The organism is Halorussus sp. MSC15.2, assembly GCF_010747475.1.
Taxonomy (GTDB): Archaea; Halobacteriota; Halobacteria; order Halobacteriales; family Haladaptataceae; genus Halorussus.
This window is the reverse complement of sequence record NZ_VSLZ01000001.1, coordinates 792386-805862: the sequence shown is the minus strand read 5'-3', so window position 1 is coordinate 805862 and position 13477 is coordinate 792386. Positions and strand designations below refer to the sequence as shown.

The following is a 13477-nucleotide window of genomic DNA, read 5'->3' as shown; positions in this document are numbered from 1 at the left end:
GGACCCGATTTCTCACTCACAGCCGACCGATTCGGCGACTGTACGAAGCGCTCTCGCCGAACTCGTCGGTGAACTGCTGACGCTGCCCCGATAGACGTAGCCGTGACCGTCGAGCGCGACGCGTATCGTCGAACCGCACAGAAGAGTTCCACGGAAGCCTCCCCTTCAGACGCCGACAGTGTCCTCGACGCCCTCTAGGCCCGAGTCGGTAATCCGGAACTGGACCTTCTCGCCCGCGGGCTTGGCGCGGTGCTTTTCGAGGGTCGCGCGCCGATTCCCGCCGCGGAACCGCTCGATGCGGACGACCGTCCCGGTCCAGTGTTCGAGGGTGTGCCCGCCCAGCGGCCGGGCGCGGTCCCCGTCGGGGTCCGTGTACACCTGATTCGTGAGGACGACCGCGAGGTCGTGTTTGCGCGCCAGCGAGAGCAGGTGCGTGACCTGACTCGCGACTTCGCGGAGCGCCTCGCCGCCCTCCTCGTCCTCGGCGCGTTCGAGTCGGTAGAACCCGGTCGCGCTGTCGAGGACCACGAGGTCCGCCCGTTCGGCGAGTTCGGCGGTGTCGCGGACCGCCTCCTCCTGCTCTTCGAAGTCGTAGGCCTCCTTGATGATGATTCTGGAGGTAAGTTCCTCGACGTCGTCAGCGCCGCCCGCGGCGTTCGCGCGGGCCTCGGCGACCTGCTGGAACCGCGACAGCGACAGCCCTTCGGTGTCGATGTAGACCGCGGTGCCGCCGTCGGCGGCGACTTCGACCGCCGCGCCCAGCGCGACGTTCGTCTTGCCCGCGGCGGGCGGGCCGTACACCTGCGTGACGGTCCCGGTCTCGAACCCGCCGTCGAGCAGGTCGTCGAGCGGCCCGCACCCGGTCGGAATGGCCTCTTCGTTCACGGGCGAGCGTTGGGCCTACCCGGTCAAAAGGCTCCGGATTCGCGGTCGCGTGTCCCGCGACGAAGGCGGGCCCGAGTCAGCCTTCGTCGCCGTCCACGCCGTCGTCGCCGTCGCAGTCGCCGTCGTAGTTGTAGTCGCTACAGTCGCCCGCCCCGCCGCTCTCGCTCTGCTCGTGGGCCTTCTCCACGACCTCCTCGCGCAGTTCCTCGCTCTCCTCGTCGCTGAGGGTCTTGACCTCGCCGTCGCGGCTGTACACCTTGACGTTGTCCTCGTCCTCGTCGTCGTCGTAATCGTCCACGTCCGCGGTCGTCGCGACGCCCGTCGTTCGGGCGGCGGTCGTCCGGGCGCTCGTCGAGCGTTCGGTCTCGGTCGTCTCGTCGGTTCCGGTACACCCGGCCCCGACGGCGAGAGCGCCACAGACCGCGAGCAGGCGGCGTCGTCTCATGCGTAGACGCTGAGACCTCGCCCCCATGAACCTTCCCGTTCGCCGTCACGCCCCCGCCCGTACTCTCGCAGGCCCGTGACGGGCCGCGTGCGCCGCGGTCGAGGCAGTTGAACTTTTGACCCCCGAACGCGAACCACCGGACAGTGACAGTCGTCGTCGCCACAGCGGACTTCGAGGTGTATCACGGCGTGGTCAACGAGTTGCGCGACCGGGGCGTGACCTTCACCACGGTCGAACCCGACGACCCGCTTCCGGACGGGACCGCGGTGCTGATTCACGCCGAGAGCGACGAGGACACCCCCGAGGCAGTGACCGACGACCCCGACGCGCGGGCCGACGTGGAGACGGTCGTCGCCGACCCGGAGAATCCCCGGCGTGCGGTAGACGAGGCCCTCGCCCGCCTCCGGAGCGGCGACGGCCGGACTATCGTCGGTATCGACCCCGGCACGCGGCCGGGTATCGCGGTCCTCTCGGGCGACGTGGTGGTCGCGGCGTTCCACGTTCCGCTGGCGGACGTGGCCGAGACGGTCCGCCGGGAGGTCGAGGACGCGGTGGACCCCGTGGTCCGCATCGGCGACGGCGCGCGCTTGCAGGGAGCGCAACTCGTCCGCGAGTTGGAGGACGCGCCCGTCGAACTCGTGGACGAGACGGGGACGACGCCCTACCTCGGCACCGGTGCGCGCGGGATGGGCGACGTGCTGGCCGCCGTGAACATCGCCCGACTGGAGGGCGAACGCGTCGAGGGCCGGGACATCGAACCGACCGCGGGAGAGCTACAGGTCATCAAGAACAAGTCGCGCGAACGGGCAGACGACAACCGGGAAATCGACGAGGAACTGGCCCGCCGCGTGGCCGCAGGGGACCTGACACTGGAGGAAGCGATGGACGAGCATCGAAACGGTGGGGAGTAGTTCGAGCGTCAGAACGGTGAGGAGGACCGGCACCGGAACGCCACGGAGCAGCACGAATAGCTTCGAGTCGTCGCGCAACCGAATCCGCGTCTGACGGTCTTCTACGACTTTCGGGCCGCGTTCTCTGCCCGGCGCATCACGTCGCGCACGGGTACCCCCGCCTCCGACGCCACCGCCGCGCAGTCGTCGTACTCGGCGCTCACGTCGTACACCTCGCCGGAGTCGTCGCTGGCGAGTTTCACGTCCACCTCGTAGCGTTCACCGTCGAGGTCCACGACGACCGACTCGATTTCCCGGTGGGCTATCCAGCGGTGGGTCGCCCCGGCTTGTCGAACGCCGAGCGTGCCGGTCTCCTCGGCGAGTCGCCGGGCGACGGTCTCGGCGTCGTCGGGCTTGCAGACGACCTTCACGAGGTGGCCCGGTCGGGACTTCTTCATCGTGAGCGGGACGACGGACACGTCGCGTGCGCCGACCTCGGCGAGCGAGTCCTGCAGGCCGCCCAGAATCTCGGGCGCGGCGTCGTCGAGATTCGTTTCGAGGACCGCGACGTCGTCGCGGACGAGGCTTCCGGAGCCGTCTTCGCTCGCGGTTTCACCGTCTTCTCGCGGGCTTCGCCCGCTCGAATGGTTAGAGGGACTCCGTCCCTCGCTACTCGCACCTTCCGCGGCGCTTCGCGCCGCGCTCTCGCCGACCATCGCCCGGAGGACGTTCGGGTGGTCCGGGAAGTCGTACCCGCCCGCGCCGTAGCCCGACGCGTCGATGCCGAGCGACGGCAGGGTCTCGACGCCCTCGGCGAAGTGCGCGAGGACGGCCGCGCCGGTCGGCGTCAGGAGTTCGGTCTCGACCGGACCGCCCCGGAGCGACCAGTCGGCGCGCTCGGCGATTTCGACGACGGCGGGGGTCGGCACCGGGTAGACGCCGTGGCTCATCTCGACGTCGCCGCCGCCCGTCGCGAGCGGCGTCGTCACGACGCGCTCGGGGTGCAGGTCGTCGAGGAGGAGCGCCGCGCCCACCACGTCGGCGATGGCGTCGTCCGCGCCGACCTCGTGGAAGTGAGTCGATTCGAGGTCGGTTCCGTGGACGTTGGCTTCGGCCTCCCCAAGCAACTCGAAGACGGCCAGCGCGTCGCGTTCGACGCTCTCGGGCAGGTCCATCGACTCGACGAGTTCGACCACCTCGGGGTAGGACCGGAGCGGACCGGACCCTTCGGCGTGCGTGTGGTCGTGGGCGTCTTCGTCGTGGTCGTGGCTGTGCCCTCCGTCGTCGCGGTCGTGACTGTGTGCGTCTTCGTCGTGGGAATGGTCGTGGCCGTGATGGTCGTGGCCGTGCGCGTCTCCGTCGTTCGAATGGCCTTCTGCGTGTGAACTGTCGCGGTCGGGGGCCTCGTCGTCGCCTTCCGCTTCGTCTCCCTCGTCGTCCAGCAGGACCGAGACCGTGGTCGCCGAAATCCCGTTCTTGTCGGTCTCGCCGACCTCGTAGCGTACCGGCAGGGTGTCCTCGACGGGGGTGAGCGCGTCGCGGTCCGCGCCCGCCGCGAGCAGGGCCGCGAGTATCATATCGCCGCTCGCGCCCATCCGACCGTCGAATGCGAGCGTCTTCATGCGGTAGACTGGGTCGCTCGCGGCGAAAAAGGCGGTGATTGTCGGCGGGCCGGTCGAAGTCGGTGACGGTCTGTGAGAAGACGACGGCTTCGGGCGAGCTAGATACCCGACCGCGGCGCGACCATCCGTCGAACCGACGCGTCCGGTGGTCAATCGAATCGGGCGCATCTCGTTGTCGCTACCACAAAGTTCACCTGTAGGCCAAACGGCTTTGTAGCGCGAGTCCGTATGCAAACCCATAGCATGCGCCCCGTCGTGACGACTCCGTCGGCCGGTTCACGAGGTACCCCCGGTAGCAAAGGACTTAACCTTCGCGGGCGCGGACCGACAAACAATCCCCGTATTATCGAATCATGAATGAAGTTCAACTAGAGGTGGCAAAGGCGTACCCGAACGACTCGGGTCGCGGTATCGCCCGACTCGACCCGGACACGCTGTTGCATCTGAAGCTGAGTCCGGGCGACATCATCGAAATCGAAGGCGGCGACACGACCGCCGCGAAAGTCTGGCGCGCGGACCGACAGGACTGGAACACCGACACCGTCCGCATCGACGGGTTCACCCGGCAAAACGCCGACGTGGGTATCGGCGAGCGCGTCGAGATTCGGAAGGCAGAGGCCGAGAAGGCGGACAAACTGGTCCTCGCGCCGCCCGAGGAGGCCAGCGTCCAGTTCGGTTCTGACGCCGCCGGGATGGTCAAGCGCCAGATTCTCAAGCGCCCGGTGGTCGAGCGCGACATCGTCCCCGTGATGTCCTCGACCAACCACCCGTTCATGCGGTCGCCCGGACAGGCGATTCCGCTCATCGCGGTCGAGACCGACCCCGACGGCGTCTGTCTCATCACCGAGGACACCGAGGTCGAACTCCGCGAGGAGCCGATTTCGGGCTTCGAGAAGACCGGCGGCGGCATCACCTACGAGGACATCGGCGGACTCGAAAACGAGATTCAACGCGTCCGGGAGATGGTCGAACTCCCGATGAAGCACCCCCAGATATTCAAGAAACTGGGTATCGAACCGCCGCAGGGTGTCCTCCTACACGGTCCGCCGGGGACCGGGAAGACCCTGCTCGCCAAGGCGGTCGCCAACGAGACCTCCGCGAGTTTCTTCTCCATCGCGGGTCCCGAAATCATCTCCAAGTACTACGGCGAGTCCGAGCAACAGCTTCGGGAAATCTTCGAGGACGCGACCGAGGAGTCGCCCTCCATCATCTTCATCGACGAACTGGACTCCATCGCGCCCAAGCGCGAGGACGTGACCGGCGAAGTCGAACGCCGCGTGGTCGCCCAGTTGCTGACCATGATGGACGGTCTCGAATCCCGCGGACAGGTCATCGTCATCGCGGCGACCAACCGCGTGGACTCGGTGGACCCCGCGCTCCGTCGGCCCGGCCGATTCGACCGCGAAATCGAAATCGGCGTCCCGGACGAGACGGGCCGCGAGGAGATTCTCCAGATTCACACCCGCGGGATGCCGCTCTCGGACGACGTGGCGCTCGACTCGTTGGCGAACGACACCCACGGCTTCGTCGGCGCGGACATCGAGAGCCTGACGAAGGAGGCCGCGATGAAGGCCCTGCGGCGCTACCTGCCCGAGATAGACCTCGACGAGGAGGACATCCCGCCGAGCCTCATCGACCGGATGATAGTCAAGCGTCAGGACTTCAACGGCGCGCTCAACGAGGTCGAACCCTCGGCGATGCGCGAGGTCCTCGTGGAACTGCCCAAGATATCGTGGGACGACGTGGGCGGTCTCGAGGAGGCCAAAGACCAAGTCCAAGAGAGCGTCGAGTGGCCGCTCTCCTCGCCCGAGAAGTTCCAGCGGTTGGGCATCTCGCCGCCGAGCGGCGTCCTGCTCTACGGCCCGCCCGGTACGGGGAAGACGCTGATGGCGAAGGCGGTGGCCAACGAGACCAACGCCAACTTCATCTCGGTCCGCGGGCCGCAACTCCTCTCGAAGTGGGTCGGCGAGTCCGAGAAGGCCATCCGCCAGACGTTCCGGAAGGCACGGCAGGTCTCCCCGACCGTCATCTTCTTCGACGAGTTGGACAGCCTCGCGCCCTCCCGGAGTCAGGAGATGGGGTCGAACGTCTCCGAGCGCGTGGTCAACCAGCTACTCACGGAACTCGACGGACTGGAGGAGAAGGGCGACGTGATGGTCATCGGCGCGACCAACCGCCCGGACATGATAGACCCGGCGCTCATCCGGTCGGGCCGGTTCGACCGCCTCGTGATGATTGGTCAACCCGACGAGGAGGGGCGCGAGCAGATTCTGAAGATTCACACGGACGACACGCCGCTCTCGCCCGACGTGAGCCTGCGCGAACTCGCCGAAATCACCGACGGCTACGTGGGTAGCGACCTCGAATCCATCGCGCGGGAGGCCGCCATCGAGGCGCTCCGCGAGGACGACGAGGCCACCGAGGTCGGCATGACCCACTTCCGGCAGGCGATGGAGAACGTCCGTCCGACCATCACGGAGGACCTGCTCGACTACTACGAACAGATGGAAGACGAGTTCAAGGGCGGGTCGTCCAGTCCCCAGCAGGGTCGGCGCGGCGGCCGTATCGGCTTCCAGTAGAACCGAGGACCGTTTTTTACCGACCGAAGATTCGCCGCGGGCGAACCTCTGCTTCGCAAAAGCTCGAACGAAGACACGGCGCTCGGTCGCTCGCGGCGTGTAAATCGAACGCGGAGGACGTGATTTGCCGGTCGAAGGTGAATGTCCGCGTTACGTCGGTCGAACGTCGAGAGAACGCGTCTGCACGGGAGGGTTCGTCACCGGTAATAAAGATTCGGGACGGGCGCTGGCTCTGCGAATCTATTCCCTTCTTTATGGTGGACTGAACAGTATCCCGACGTGTGATGAAAGTAGACACTCGGCGCCGTCGCCTCCTCGGACTGAGTGCGACCGGCGCGCTCGCCACTCTATCGGGGTGTAGCGGTGCCACGCCGTTCGTCGGCAAGCGACTCGAAGACGCACGGACCTTCGACGTCGATTCGGTGGACTCGGTGACAGTGCTCGGTCAGAACGGCGACGTTCGCGTCCGGACGACCGACGCCGACCGCGTTCGAGTCGGGACGGTCAAGAAATCGGGGTCGGTGTTCGCCGATTTGGACGACGTGCGCGTCGAGATGGGCGTCGAGAACGGAGAACTCACCGTCGAACCCCACCAGACCGGCAACGGGTCGTGGCTCGGCGGGATGCCCTCCGTCGAAATCAGCGTCGAACTCCCCTCCGGGGTCGGTCTCGGAAAACTCCGAAGCGAGAACGGAAGCGTGGACGTTCGCGGCGTCGAGTCGGACGCGACTCTCGTCACCGAGAACGGGCGTATCGACGCTCACGACATCGACGGGTTCGTCACCGCCGAGAGCGAGAACGGGAACGTGACGATTCGGGACGTCTCGGGCGTCGGCGACGTGCGGACCGAGAACGGGAGCATCGACGTCGAATTCCCCGCGATACGAGGCCAGACGACCGTCGAGAGCGAGAACGGGAACGTGACCGCGGCGGTCGCGCCCGACATGAACGCGACCCTCATTGCCACGACCGACAACGGAGACCTCACCGTCGAACTGCCCAACTTCGAGGCGGAGATTCGAAACGAACACTTGGTCCAAGGGACGCTCGGTGACGGCGGTCCCGAACTCCGGTTCGTCACGGAGAACGGCAGCGTCGGGGTCTCGGCGCTGCGATAGCCCGGTCCGGCTCAGTTCTCGTCGGTCGCTCCGGTCGTTCTCGCCGCTCCAGAACTGTCCAGTATTTCTTCGGTAATCGTTCCACAGAGACGTGCGAGCGCGTTCAGCGCGTGGAGCGACGCGAGCGCGACCACCAGACCGAGGAGGGCGACCCCGACCGCCTCGCCGAACGTGTCCACGACGAGTCGTCCGGACTCGAACGGCCCGACAGTGGCGTTCCCGAGGCGGAGACCGACGTAGTAGTTCGACGAGTAGGTCAGCGGCGCGGTCACCAGCCCCACGGACAGCGAGGTGAGGGCCGCGAGCGCGGCGAACGAGACGATGCCGAGTCCGAACTTGACGAGGAGGTAGCCGACCGCCACCCAAGTCCGGGCGTCGGTCACGAGACGCTTCGTCGCCGCGAGGACGCCCCCGGAGGTGTCGAGTGAGGGCGCTCGAACGTCCGTCCCAAGTAGGCAGTTGGCCAGTCCGGCCTCTACCCTCGCCAGCGCGCTCGCGACCGCCAGCGTCGCCAGCAGAATCGGAATCCCGACCCACGTGAACGCGAGACCGACGCCGAGCGAGAACCCGACCGTCAGGCCCACGAAGTACGCGAGACCGAGGGGAAAGGCGAGAGCGAGGTATATCAGGTTTCGATACGTCTGTGCGCGCACGGGGACGCCGACGAGCGTCGTCGCGGCGTCTCGGAGCGTGGTCGTCACGTGTGTCACCGTACCGGAGAGACGGCGGACGGACCCGTAAACCGGGTCGGCGAGTCGCTGTCGCGGCGACTCGGGGAAGGATTTTTATACGACTGCGTCTCGACCGAATCGGACTCCGCCCCGCCAGAGGTGTCACCGGTGCGGAAGGTATATGCTTCGTCGCGCCCCCGTTCGGGACGATGTCCTCCAGACGTAGGTTCCTCCGTCGAGTCGGCGGGGTCGCCGCAGTCGGAACGCTCCTCGGCGGTGCCGCCCACCTCGACGTCGGATTCGTCCGCACGAAACTCGGCGGTGACTTCGGCGGTGCGCTCGACCTCGAATCGCCGGACTCCGACGAGTTCGTTCCGCCCGGCGAGTTCGCCGCTTACGCCGACCGAACGCGTGAGCAGTACGGCGACGCCGCGCTCCCGTGGCGGAAACCTACGTCCCTCACCGGCGAGTTCGTCGGTGCCTACGCACGGCAAGCAGACGTGGTACCCGACGAGCGGTTCGCGGTGCAGGACGCAGCGGTCCTCGTCCACCGACTCGACGACGGTTCGGACGGCGGTGAGGCTAGCGGCGACGCCCGCTACCGACTCCGACTCTGGAGCGCCGGCCGTCTCCTCGGGAGGCTGTACGAAGTGGACCCGTGGGGTATCTACCGGGAACGACCGGGGTTCACGTGGCTCGAACACGAGGTGGAAGCCGAGCGCGACGGCCAACTGTCGGCGAACCGCGTGCGCTCTACGGAGGATGGTCGGGTCGAGGCCGCGGATGCGAGGGTGACGGTCCCGGGAAACTCCTACGAGACGGGACTCGACGGCGAGACGGTCTATCGGTCGCGGTGGGAGGGGTTTCACCGCGGGGAGGTTCCGCTCGTCGGAAGCTGTGAACTCTCGTTCGCCGACGGCGACAAACGACGCCTCGACTGGTCGCTCTCGAACGGCGTCGGGATTCGAACGCCGTTCTAGCGACCGTCTCCGCGGAGCGACCAGAGAATCGCCACCAGCCCGACGTTGTACGAGACGACGATTGCCAGAATCGCCAGCGCGTCCGACCACGCCAGCGCGGGCGCGAGGAGCGCCTGCAGGGCGAACGGAATCGCGGTGAAGCACACGATGCCGACCGCGAGTAGTCCCATGGTCGCGCTGCCGTGGCGGCGGTAGCCGCGGTACGCCTGATAGGAGACGAACAGGCCGAGCGCAGCGGGGAGCGACGCCGCCAGCGTGGTGATGTCAGGGGTCATATATCGCGTACAGGATGGCCGCGAGGCCGAGCAGTTCGGACGCAGTCGTTGTGACCGACCGCGTCGCGGGCGAGACGTCTACGACGTTGGCGAACGCGAGACGCAGGAAGATGGGACCGGTGACGAGTAACGCGAGTCCGACGCCGAGCGCCAGCATCGGTCGGGTGCCGTTCCGGCGGTAGCCCTCGACCAGTCGGTACACTACCGCGAGCGACAGGACCGCCGCGACCAGCAGTCCCGCGAGCGCGAGCAGTGCGACCGTCCGAGAGCCGCCGACCGTCGTCTGGAGTGCGACGTCACCCGTCATTTGAACCCCTCGTAGAGTCTGGTGAATCGGTCGGCCGGGTCCTCCTCGCGGTCCACGTCGAGTTCGATACCGTCCTCGGTCAACTCGACGGTGACGCGCTGGAGGCAGGCCGAGTACACTTCGTAGTGGTGACCGTCCGGGTCGAGGCGCTGTTCGGCCTCGACCAGTCGCTGCTCTTGGAGGCGCTCGACCCGCCGATAGATGGTCGAGGGCGACGCGTCGCACGCTTCGGCGAGCGCGTCGGCCGACATCGGCTCCCGGTAGGTCGAGACGAGGATGGTGCGCGCGTACTCGTCGTCGAGCAGGTCGAACATCGCACTGGCGTCGGCGTCGCTCACCGCGACGACCTCCCGTCGTCTCCGGGGCGTCCACGACGCGCTCGGGGCGGGGAGACCGACTGCGGGCGAGCGTCGAGTGAGTCGAACCAACGTCCCATCGCCGTCCACCGTCCGGTTCGTACCCCCTCGTGTAAAGCACTGCGGACGCTCGCGCGTCGAGCGAGTGTCCGAAAATTTATTGTGACTGGCCAAGAAGTTCGCCGTACTCGGATGACGACCGACCACCGCGCGACGAGTCTGACCGGGGCGCTGGGGACCGTCTTCGGCGTCCCCTTCCGACTCCAGACCTACCGGAATCTGCTCTATCTGGTGTTGGCGTTTCCGCTCGGTCTGGCCTACTTCACCTTCCTCTCGGTCGGTCTCCCAATCGGCGTCGGTCTCGCCATTACCGTCGTCGGGACTCCGATTCTGCTGGCGGTGTTGGCCGTCTCGACCGGTCTCGCCGGAGTCGAACGGAAGATTGCGACGCTCCTCCTCGGCATCGAAGTGGAGTCGCCGGGGTGGGTCGTGACCGACTCGGGGTCGATAACCGAACGCTGTAAGCGCCTCGTGACCGACCTCGGGACGTGGAAGGCCATCGTCTACCTCGGGTCGAAACTGGTCATCGGTGTCGCCGCCTTCGTCTCGGTCATGGTTCTGCTCGTGACCGCGGTGAGCATGCTCGCGGTTCCCCTCGTCTACGACCAACCGGGCGTCTACGTCGGTATCGTGACCGACGCGCCGATTCAGTTCCACCCCTCGCTGTACGTGGTCTGGCGGAACCTGCTCGTCGGCGTCGAGACGGTCGTCAGCATCGACGCGTGGCAGGTCACGACGCTCCCGGCCGCACTCGGCGTGGCGGGTCTCGGCGTCCTGCTCGGGGTCGCCTCGCTCCACCTGCTCAACGGACTCGCGCGCCTCTCGGCGTGGTACACCAAGTTGATGCTCGGAACGAACGCCGAGACGCCGTCTCCGTGGTAACGGGACGTTTCCCCGAGAGAGTCAAACCCGAGACCCTCAGTCGTGAGCGCCGCGCTCGGCGTGGAACAGTTCGACGAGGAGCCCCGTCGCGCGCTTCTCGGTGCCGTGGGGGACGAAGACGAACGGAATCGGACTGTCGAACGCCCGGTCGCCGTAGAGTCCCCACTCGCCGACCGAACGGGTCGTCCCCCCGTACGCGATGGGGATGTCCCCGAGTTGGGCGGGTTCGTACTCGGGGACGTACGACTGCTCTATCCAGACCTCGTGGAGCGGCACGTCGAGGTCGTCGGCGAGCGCGCGTTCCAGTCGGTCGTCGTGGTCGAGCAACCACTCGCCGAACGCGTCGAGGTCGGCGTCCACTCGGTCGGCGTAGGCGATGCGGTGTTTCCAGCAGGACTCGGGGAACCGTCGCGACCTGAAGCGGTCGTAGAGCGTCGCCAGCGTGGAGTCCGGTCGGTCGCGGGCCTCGACCCGGAGTCGCTCCATCAGCGTGTTGTCGTCGATGCCTTCCTCCAGCACGCCGTCGGCGGTGACCGGCGGGTCGTCGGCGATGTCGGCGAGTTCGTCGAGGAGCGCGCGGAGCAGGACGTTCGCGTAGACTGACTTGTGGTGCTGGGTCACCCACATGTAGAGCGCGATGCGACCTTCGAGGTAGTTGCCGACGGTGCTGAGCGCCTTGTCCGAGAGCGCGAGTCCCTCGTCGGGGTGGGCGGTGTACGCGCCGACCATCCGGTCGGTGTCGAAACTCAGCACGTCCGCCCCGGTCATCTGGTTGTCCCGAGTGATGTAGTCGAGTCGGTCCACGTCGATGGGCGAGTGGAGAATCTGCGCGCCGACGCCGTACTGCCAGCGGCCGCCGCGCTCGAAGCGGAGGCTGTACCCGAGAATGTACGCGCACACCTCGTAGGGGTCGACGCCGAGGTCCCGGAGCGCGTCGGCGTACTCCCGGAGGACGATGAGACAGCCCAGCAGTTCGTGCGCGTTGACCGACCCGAGCGGGTCCTCGATGCCGGCCTCCTCGAAGGCCGCGACGAGACCGCGGTCGGCGAGGCGCGTTCGGAGGTCCCCGGTGTCGATGTACCGCTCGCCGAGGTGCGAGAACGGCGGGTGGCCGACGTCGTGGAGCAGACAGGCGCATTCGAGCGTCCGCTGAATCTCGTCGAGCGCCGACTCCGGGGTGTCGTGCGTGAAGTACGACTGGGTGCGCAAGTTCTCGAAGACGGTGCGCCCGAGGTGGTAGACCCCGAGACTGTGTTCGAACCGGGTGTGGTTGGCACCGGGGTAGACGAGGTTCGTCGCAGAGAGTTGCCGCACGTACCGCAGGCGCTGGAACGGGCGGGTGTCCACGACGTAATCGAGCAGCGACTGTTCGAGTTCGACGTACCCGTGAACCGGGTCCTTGATTTGTGTCACGGTCATGGAGCAAGCTATCGGTGAGGGGGCCGCGTCGGAAACTGATTGTCAACGGTCGGTACGGTACCGTAGTCGGTCTTTCGATTCCGCCCGAGGGGTGATACCTGCAGCCACCGCGAGCGAACGCAGTGAGCGAGCGGACCAAGGGAGGACCAGAACGAGCGAAGCGAGTGGCGGGACGACCGCCGTGTTTTTCATGAAAGTTTTGCCAGTGAGAGCGCGCCTACGGCGCGCTCGACCGCAGCAAAAGTTTCAGTAGATGAGTTCGTCGTCGTTCTCGACCATGTAGAGGGTCCGTGCGGCGATGTTGACCGCGTGGTCGCCGATGCGTTCGACGTCTCGGACCGTCAGCAGCAGGCGGGAGACGTCCTCCAGCAGTTGCTCGACCTCCTCCTCCGTGTTGTCCTCCAGTTCGGTCTCGATGAGGTCACGGACCACGATTTCGCTGGCGCGTTCGCACCGACTGTCGAGTTCGTCGTCGCGTTCGGCGATGGCGTAACAGCCGTCGGCGTCCTCGTCGGCGTAGGCCACCATCGAGTCCTCTATCATGTCGAGGGTGAACGTGCCGAGTTCCTGAATGTCGACCTCGGGGAACACGTCGTGGTTCGCTTCGAGGGTGTACTCGCCGAGATTGGTCGCGAGGTCGCCGATGCGTTCGAGGTCGGTGATTATCTTGAACGACGCCGCGATGAATCGCAGGTCGCCCGCGACCGGTTGCTGAAGCGCGAGCAGGTCGATGCACTCCTGTTCGAGGTCGAGGTAGAGTTGGTTGACCTCCTCGTCGCCGTCGATGACCTCCCACGCGAGGTCGGTGTCCTTCTGTTCGAGGGCGTCGAGTCCCATGCGAAGTCGCTCCATCACACCTCGCTCATGTAGAGGACGTTCTCGCGGAGGTCGGTGAGTTTCTGTTGGTAGTCCTCTCGGGGCATAGTTACGAATGGGCGGGTCCGGGTGTTGTAGTTTTCGACCGCACGACCTGACGGGCCGGTGGTGC

13 protein-coding genes and 1 pseudogene are annotated in these 13477 nt (G+C 66.7%); 5 read left to right on the top strand and 9 right to left on the bottom strand.

Features of this window, described 5'->3' with window-relative positions:
• Positions 1 to 165 precede the first annotated feature (165 nt).
• Positions 166 to 885 (bottom strand): DNA repair and recombination protein RadB, encoded by a 720-nt coding sequence (gene radB, locus FXF75_RS04220; RefSeq protein ID WP_163520267.1) that lies wholly within the window; start codon positions 883 to 885, stop codon positions 166 to 168.
• Between the two features lie 76 nt (positions 886 to 961).
• Positions 962 to 1330 carry a hypothetical protein gene (locus FXF75_RS04215; protein WP_163520266.1) on the bottom strand — a complete coding sequence of 123 codons (369 nt, stop codon included), beginning with the start codon at positions 1328 to 1330 and terminating at the stop codon, positions 962 to 964.
• 143 nt (positions 1331 to 1473) lie between these two features.
• Here FXF75_RS04215 and FXF75_RS04210 point away from each other — a divergent pair, with 143 nt between their 5' ends.
• Positions 1474 to 2241 (top strand): hypothetical protein, encoded by a 768-nt coding sequence (locus FXF75_RS04210; RefSeq protein ID WP_163520265.1) that lies wholly within the window; start codon positions 1474 to 1476, stop codon positions 2239 to 2241.
• A 101-nt stretch (positions 2242 to 2342) separates the two neighbouring features.
• Here FXF75_RS04210 and larC read toward each other — a convergent pair whose 3' ends face one another.
• Positions 2343 to 3842 carry a nickel pincer cofactor biosynthesis protein LarC gene (larC, locus tag FXF75_RS04205; RefSeq protein ID WP_163520264.1) on the bottom strand — a complete coding sequence of 500 codons (1500 nt, stop codon included), beginning with the start codon at positions 3840 to 3842 and terminating at the stop codon, positions 2343 to 2345.
• A 353-nt stretch (positions 3843 to 4195) separates the two neighbouring features.
• On the opposite strand from larC, the gene FXF75_RS04200 reads away from it, so the two are divergent.
• Both FXF75_RS04200 and FXF75_RS04195 read left to right on the top strand, forming a co-directional pair.
• Positions 4196 to 6421 carry a CDC48 family AAA ATPase gene (locus FXF75_RS04200; RefSeq protein ID WP_163520263.1) on the top strand — a complete coding sequence of 742 codons (2226 nt, stop codon included), beginning with the start codon at positions 4196 to 4198 and terminating at the stop codon, positions 6419 to 6421.
• A gap of 284 nt (positions 6422 to 6705) precedes the next feature.
• On the top strand, positions 6706 to 7539 hold the full coding sequence (locus tag FXF75_RS04195; protein WP_163520262.1) for a DUF4097 family beta strand repeat-containing protein: 834 nt from the start codon (positions 6706 to 6708) through the stop codon (positions 7537 to 7539).
• An 11-nt stretch (positions 7540 to 7550) separates the two neighbouring features.
• On the opposite strand, the gene FXF75_RS04190 is transcribed toward FXF75_RS04195, so the two are convergent.
• A complete protein-coding gene (locus FXF75_RS04190) occupies positions 7551 to 8249 on the bottom strand; it encodes a sensor domain-containing protein (protein ID WP_163520261.1) in 699 nt (232 codons plus the stop codon).
• A 170-nt stretch (positions 8250 to 8419) separates the two neighbouring features.
• Between FXF75_RS04190 and FXF75_RS04185 the strand changes: the two genes are divergently transcribed.
• The gene (locus FXF75_RS04185) at positions 8420 to 9190 is read left to right on the top strand and encodes a hypothetical protein (RefSeq protein WP_205427174.1); all 771 of its coding nucleotides are present in this window, start codon (positions 8420 to 8422) and stop codon (positions 9188 to 9190) included.
• Here the strand turns inward: FXF75_RS04185 and FXF75_RS04180 are convergent.
• Genes FXF75_RS04180 through FXF75_RS04170 form a run of 3 tightly spaced genes read right to left on the bottom strand, consistent with a single transcriptional unit; the run spans position 9187 to position 10086 of the window.
• On the bottom strand, positions 9187 to 9465 hold the full coding sequence (locus FXF75_RS04180; protein WP_163520260.1) for a hypothetical protein: 279 nt from the start codon (positions 9463 to 9465) through the stop codon (positions 9187 to 9189). The two genes, FXF75_RS04185 and FXF75_RS04180, sit on opposite strands and share 4 nt — an antisense overlap.
• Entirely contained in the window at positions 9455 to 9772 is a 318-nt protein-coding gene (locus tag FXF75_RS04175; protein ID WP_163520259.1) for a hypothetical protein, read from the bottom strand. The genes FXF75_RS04180 and FXF75_RS04175 overlap by 11 nt, the downstream gene beginning before the upstream one ends.
• Positions 9769 to 10086 (bottom strand): winged helix-turn-helix domain-containing protein, encoded by a 318-nt coding sequence (locus FXF75_RS04170; RefSeq protein ID WP_163521097.1) that lies wholly within the window; start codon positions 10084 to 10086, stop codon positions 9769 to 9771. Before FXF75_RS04170 ends, FXF75_RS04175 begins: the two co-directional genes overlap by 4 nt.
• Before the next feature lie 234 nt (positions 10087 to 10320).
• Here FXF75_RS04170 and FXF75_RS04165 point away from each other — a divergent pair, with 234 nt between their 5' ends.
• The gene (locus FXF75_RS04165; RefSeq protein ID WP_163520258.1) at positions 10321 to 11070 is read left to right on the top strand and encodes a sensor domain-containing protein; all 750 of its coding nucleotides are present in this window, start codon (positions 10321 to 10323) and stop codon (positions 11068 to 11070) included.
• 36 nt (positions 11071 to 11106) lie between these two features.
• Here the strand turns inward: FXF75_RS04165 and FXF75_RS04160 are convergent, their stop codons facing one another.
• Positions 11107 to 12489, bottom strand: a complete 1383-nt coding sequence (locus FXF75_RS04160) for an HD domain-containing protein (protein WP_163520257.1) — start codon at positions 12487 to 12489, stop codon at positions 11107 to 11109.
• 246 nt (positions 12490 to 12735) lie between these two features.
• Positions 12736 to 13412 (bottom strand): annotated as a pseudogene (phoU, locus tag FXF75_RS04155) (phosphate signaling complex protein PhoU).
• Positions 13413 to 13477: the final 65 nt, after the last annotated feature.

Bases quoted from the DNA above. Each gene is read 5' to 3' on its own strand.
- FXF75_RS04185 (WP_205427174.1), top strand. From the start codon at position 8,420: ATGTCCTCCAGACGTAGGTTCCTCCGTCGAGTCGGCGGGGTCGCCGCA.
- FXF75_RS04175 (WP_163520259.1), bottom strand. From the start codon at position 9,772: ATGACGGGTGACGTCGCACTCCAGACGACGGTCGGCGGCTCTCGGACG.
- FXF75_RS04195 (WP_163520262.1), top strand. From the start codon at position 6,706: ATGAAAGTAGACACTCGGCGCCGTCGCCTCCTCGGACTGAGTGCGACC.
- FXF75_RS04200 (WP_163520263.1), top strand. From the start codon at position 4,196: ATGAATGAAGTTCAACTAGAGGTGGCAAAGGCGTACCCGAACGACTCG.
- FXF75_RS04215 (WP_163520266.1), bottom strand. From the start codon at position 1,330: ATGAGACGACGCCGCCTGCTCGCGGTCTGTGGCGCTCTCGCCGTCGGG.
- FXF75_RS04165 (WP_163520258.1), top strand. From the start codon at position 10,321: ATGACGACCGACCACCGCGCGACGAGTCTGACCGGGGCGCTGGGGACC.
- FXF75_RS04170 (WP_163521097.1), bottom strand. From the start codon at position 10,086: ATGTTCGACCTGCTCGACGACGAGTACGCGCGCACCATCCTCGTCTCG.
- FXF75_RS04180 (WP_163520260.1), bottom strand. From the start codon at position 9,465: ATGACCCCTGACATCACCACGCTGGCGGCGTCGCTCCCCGCTGCGCTC.
- FXF75_RS04160 (WP_163520257.1), bottom strand. From the start codon at position 12,489: ATGACCGTGACACAAATCAAGGACCCGGTTCACGGGTACGTCGAACTC.
- larC (WP_163520264.1), bottom strand. From the start codon at position 3,842: ATGAAGACGCTCGCATTCGACGGTCGGATGGGCGCGAGCGGCGATATG.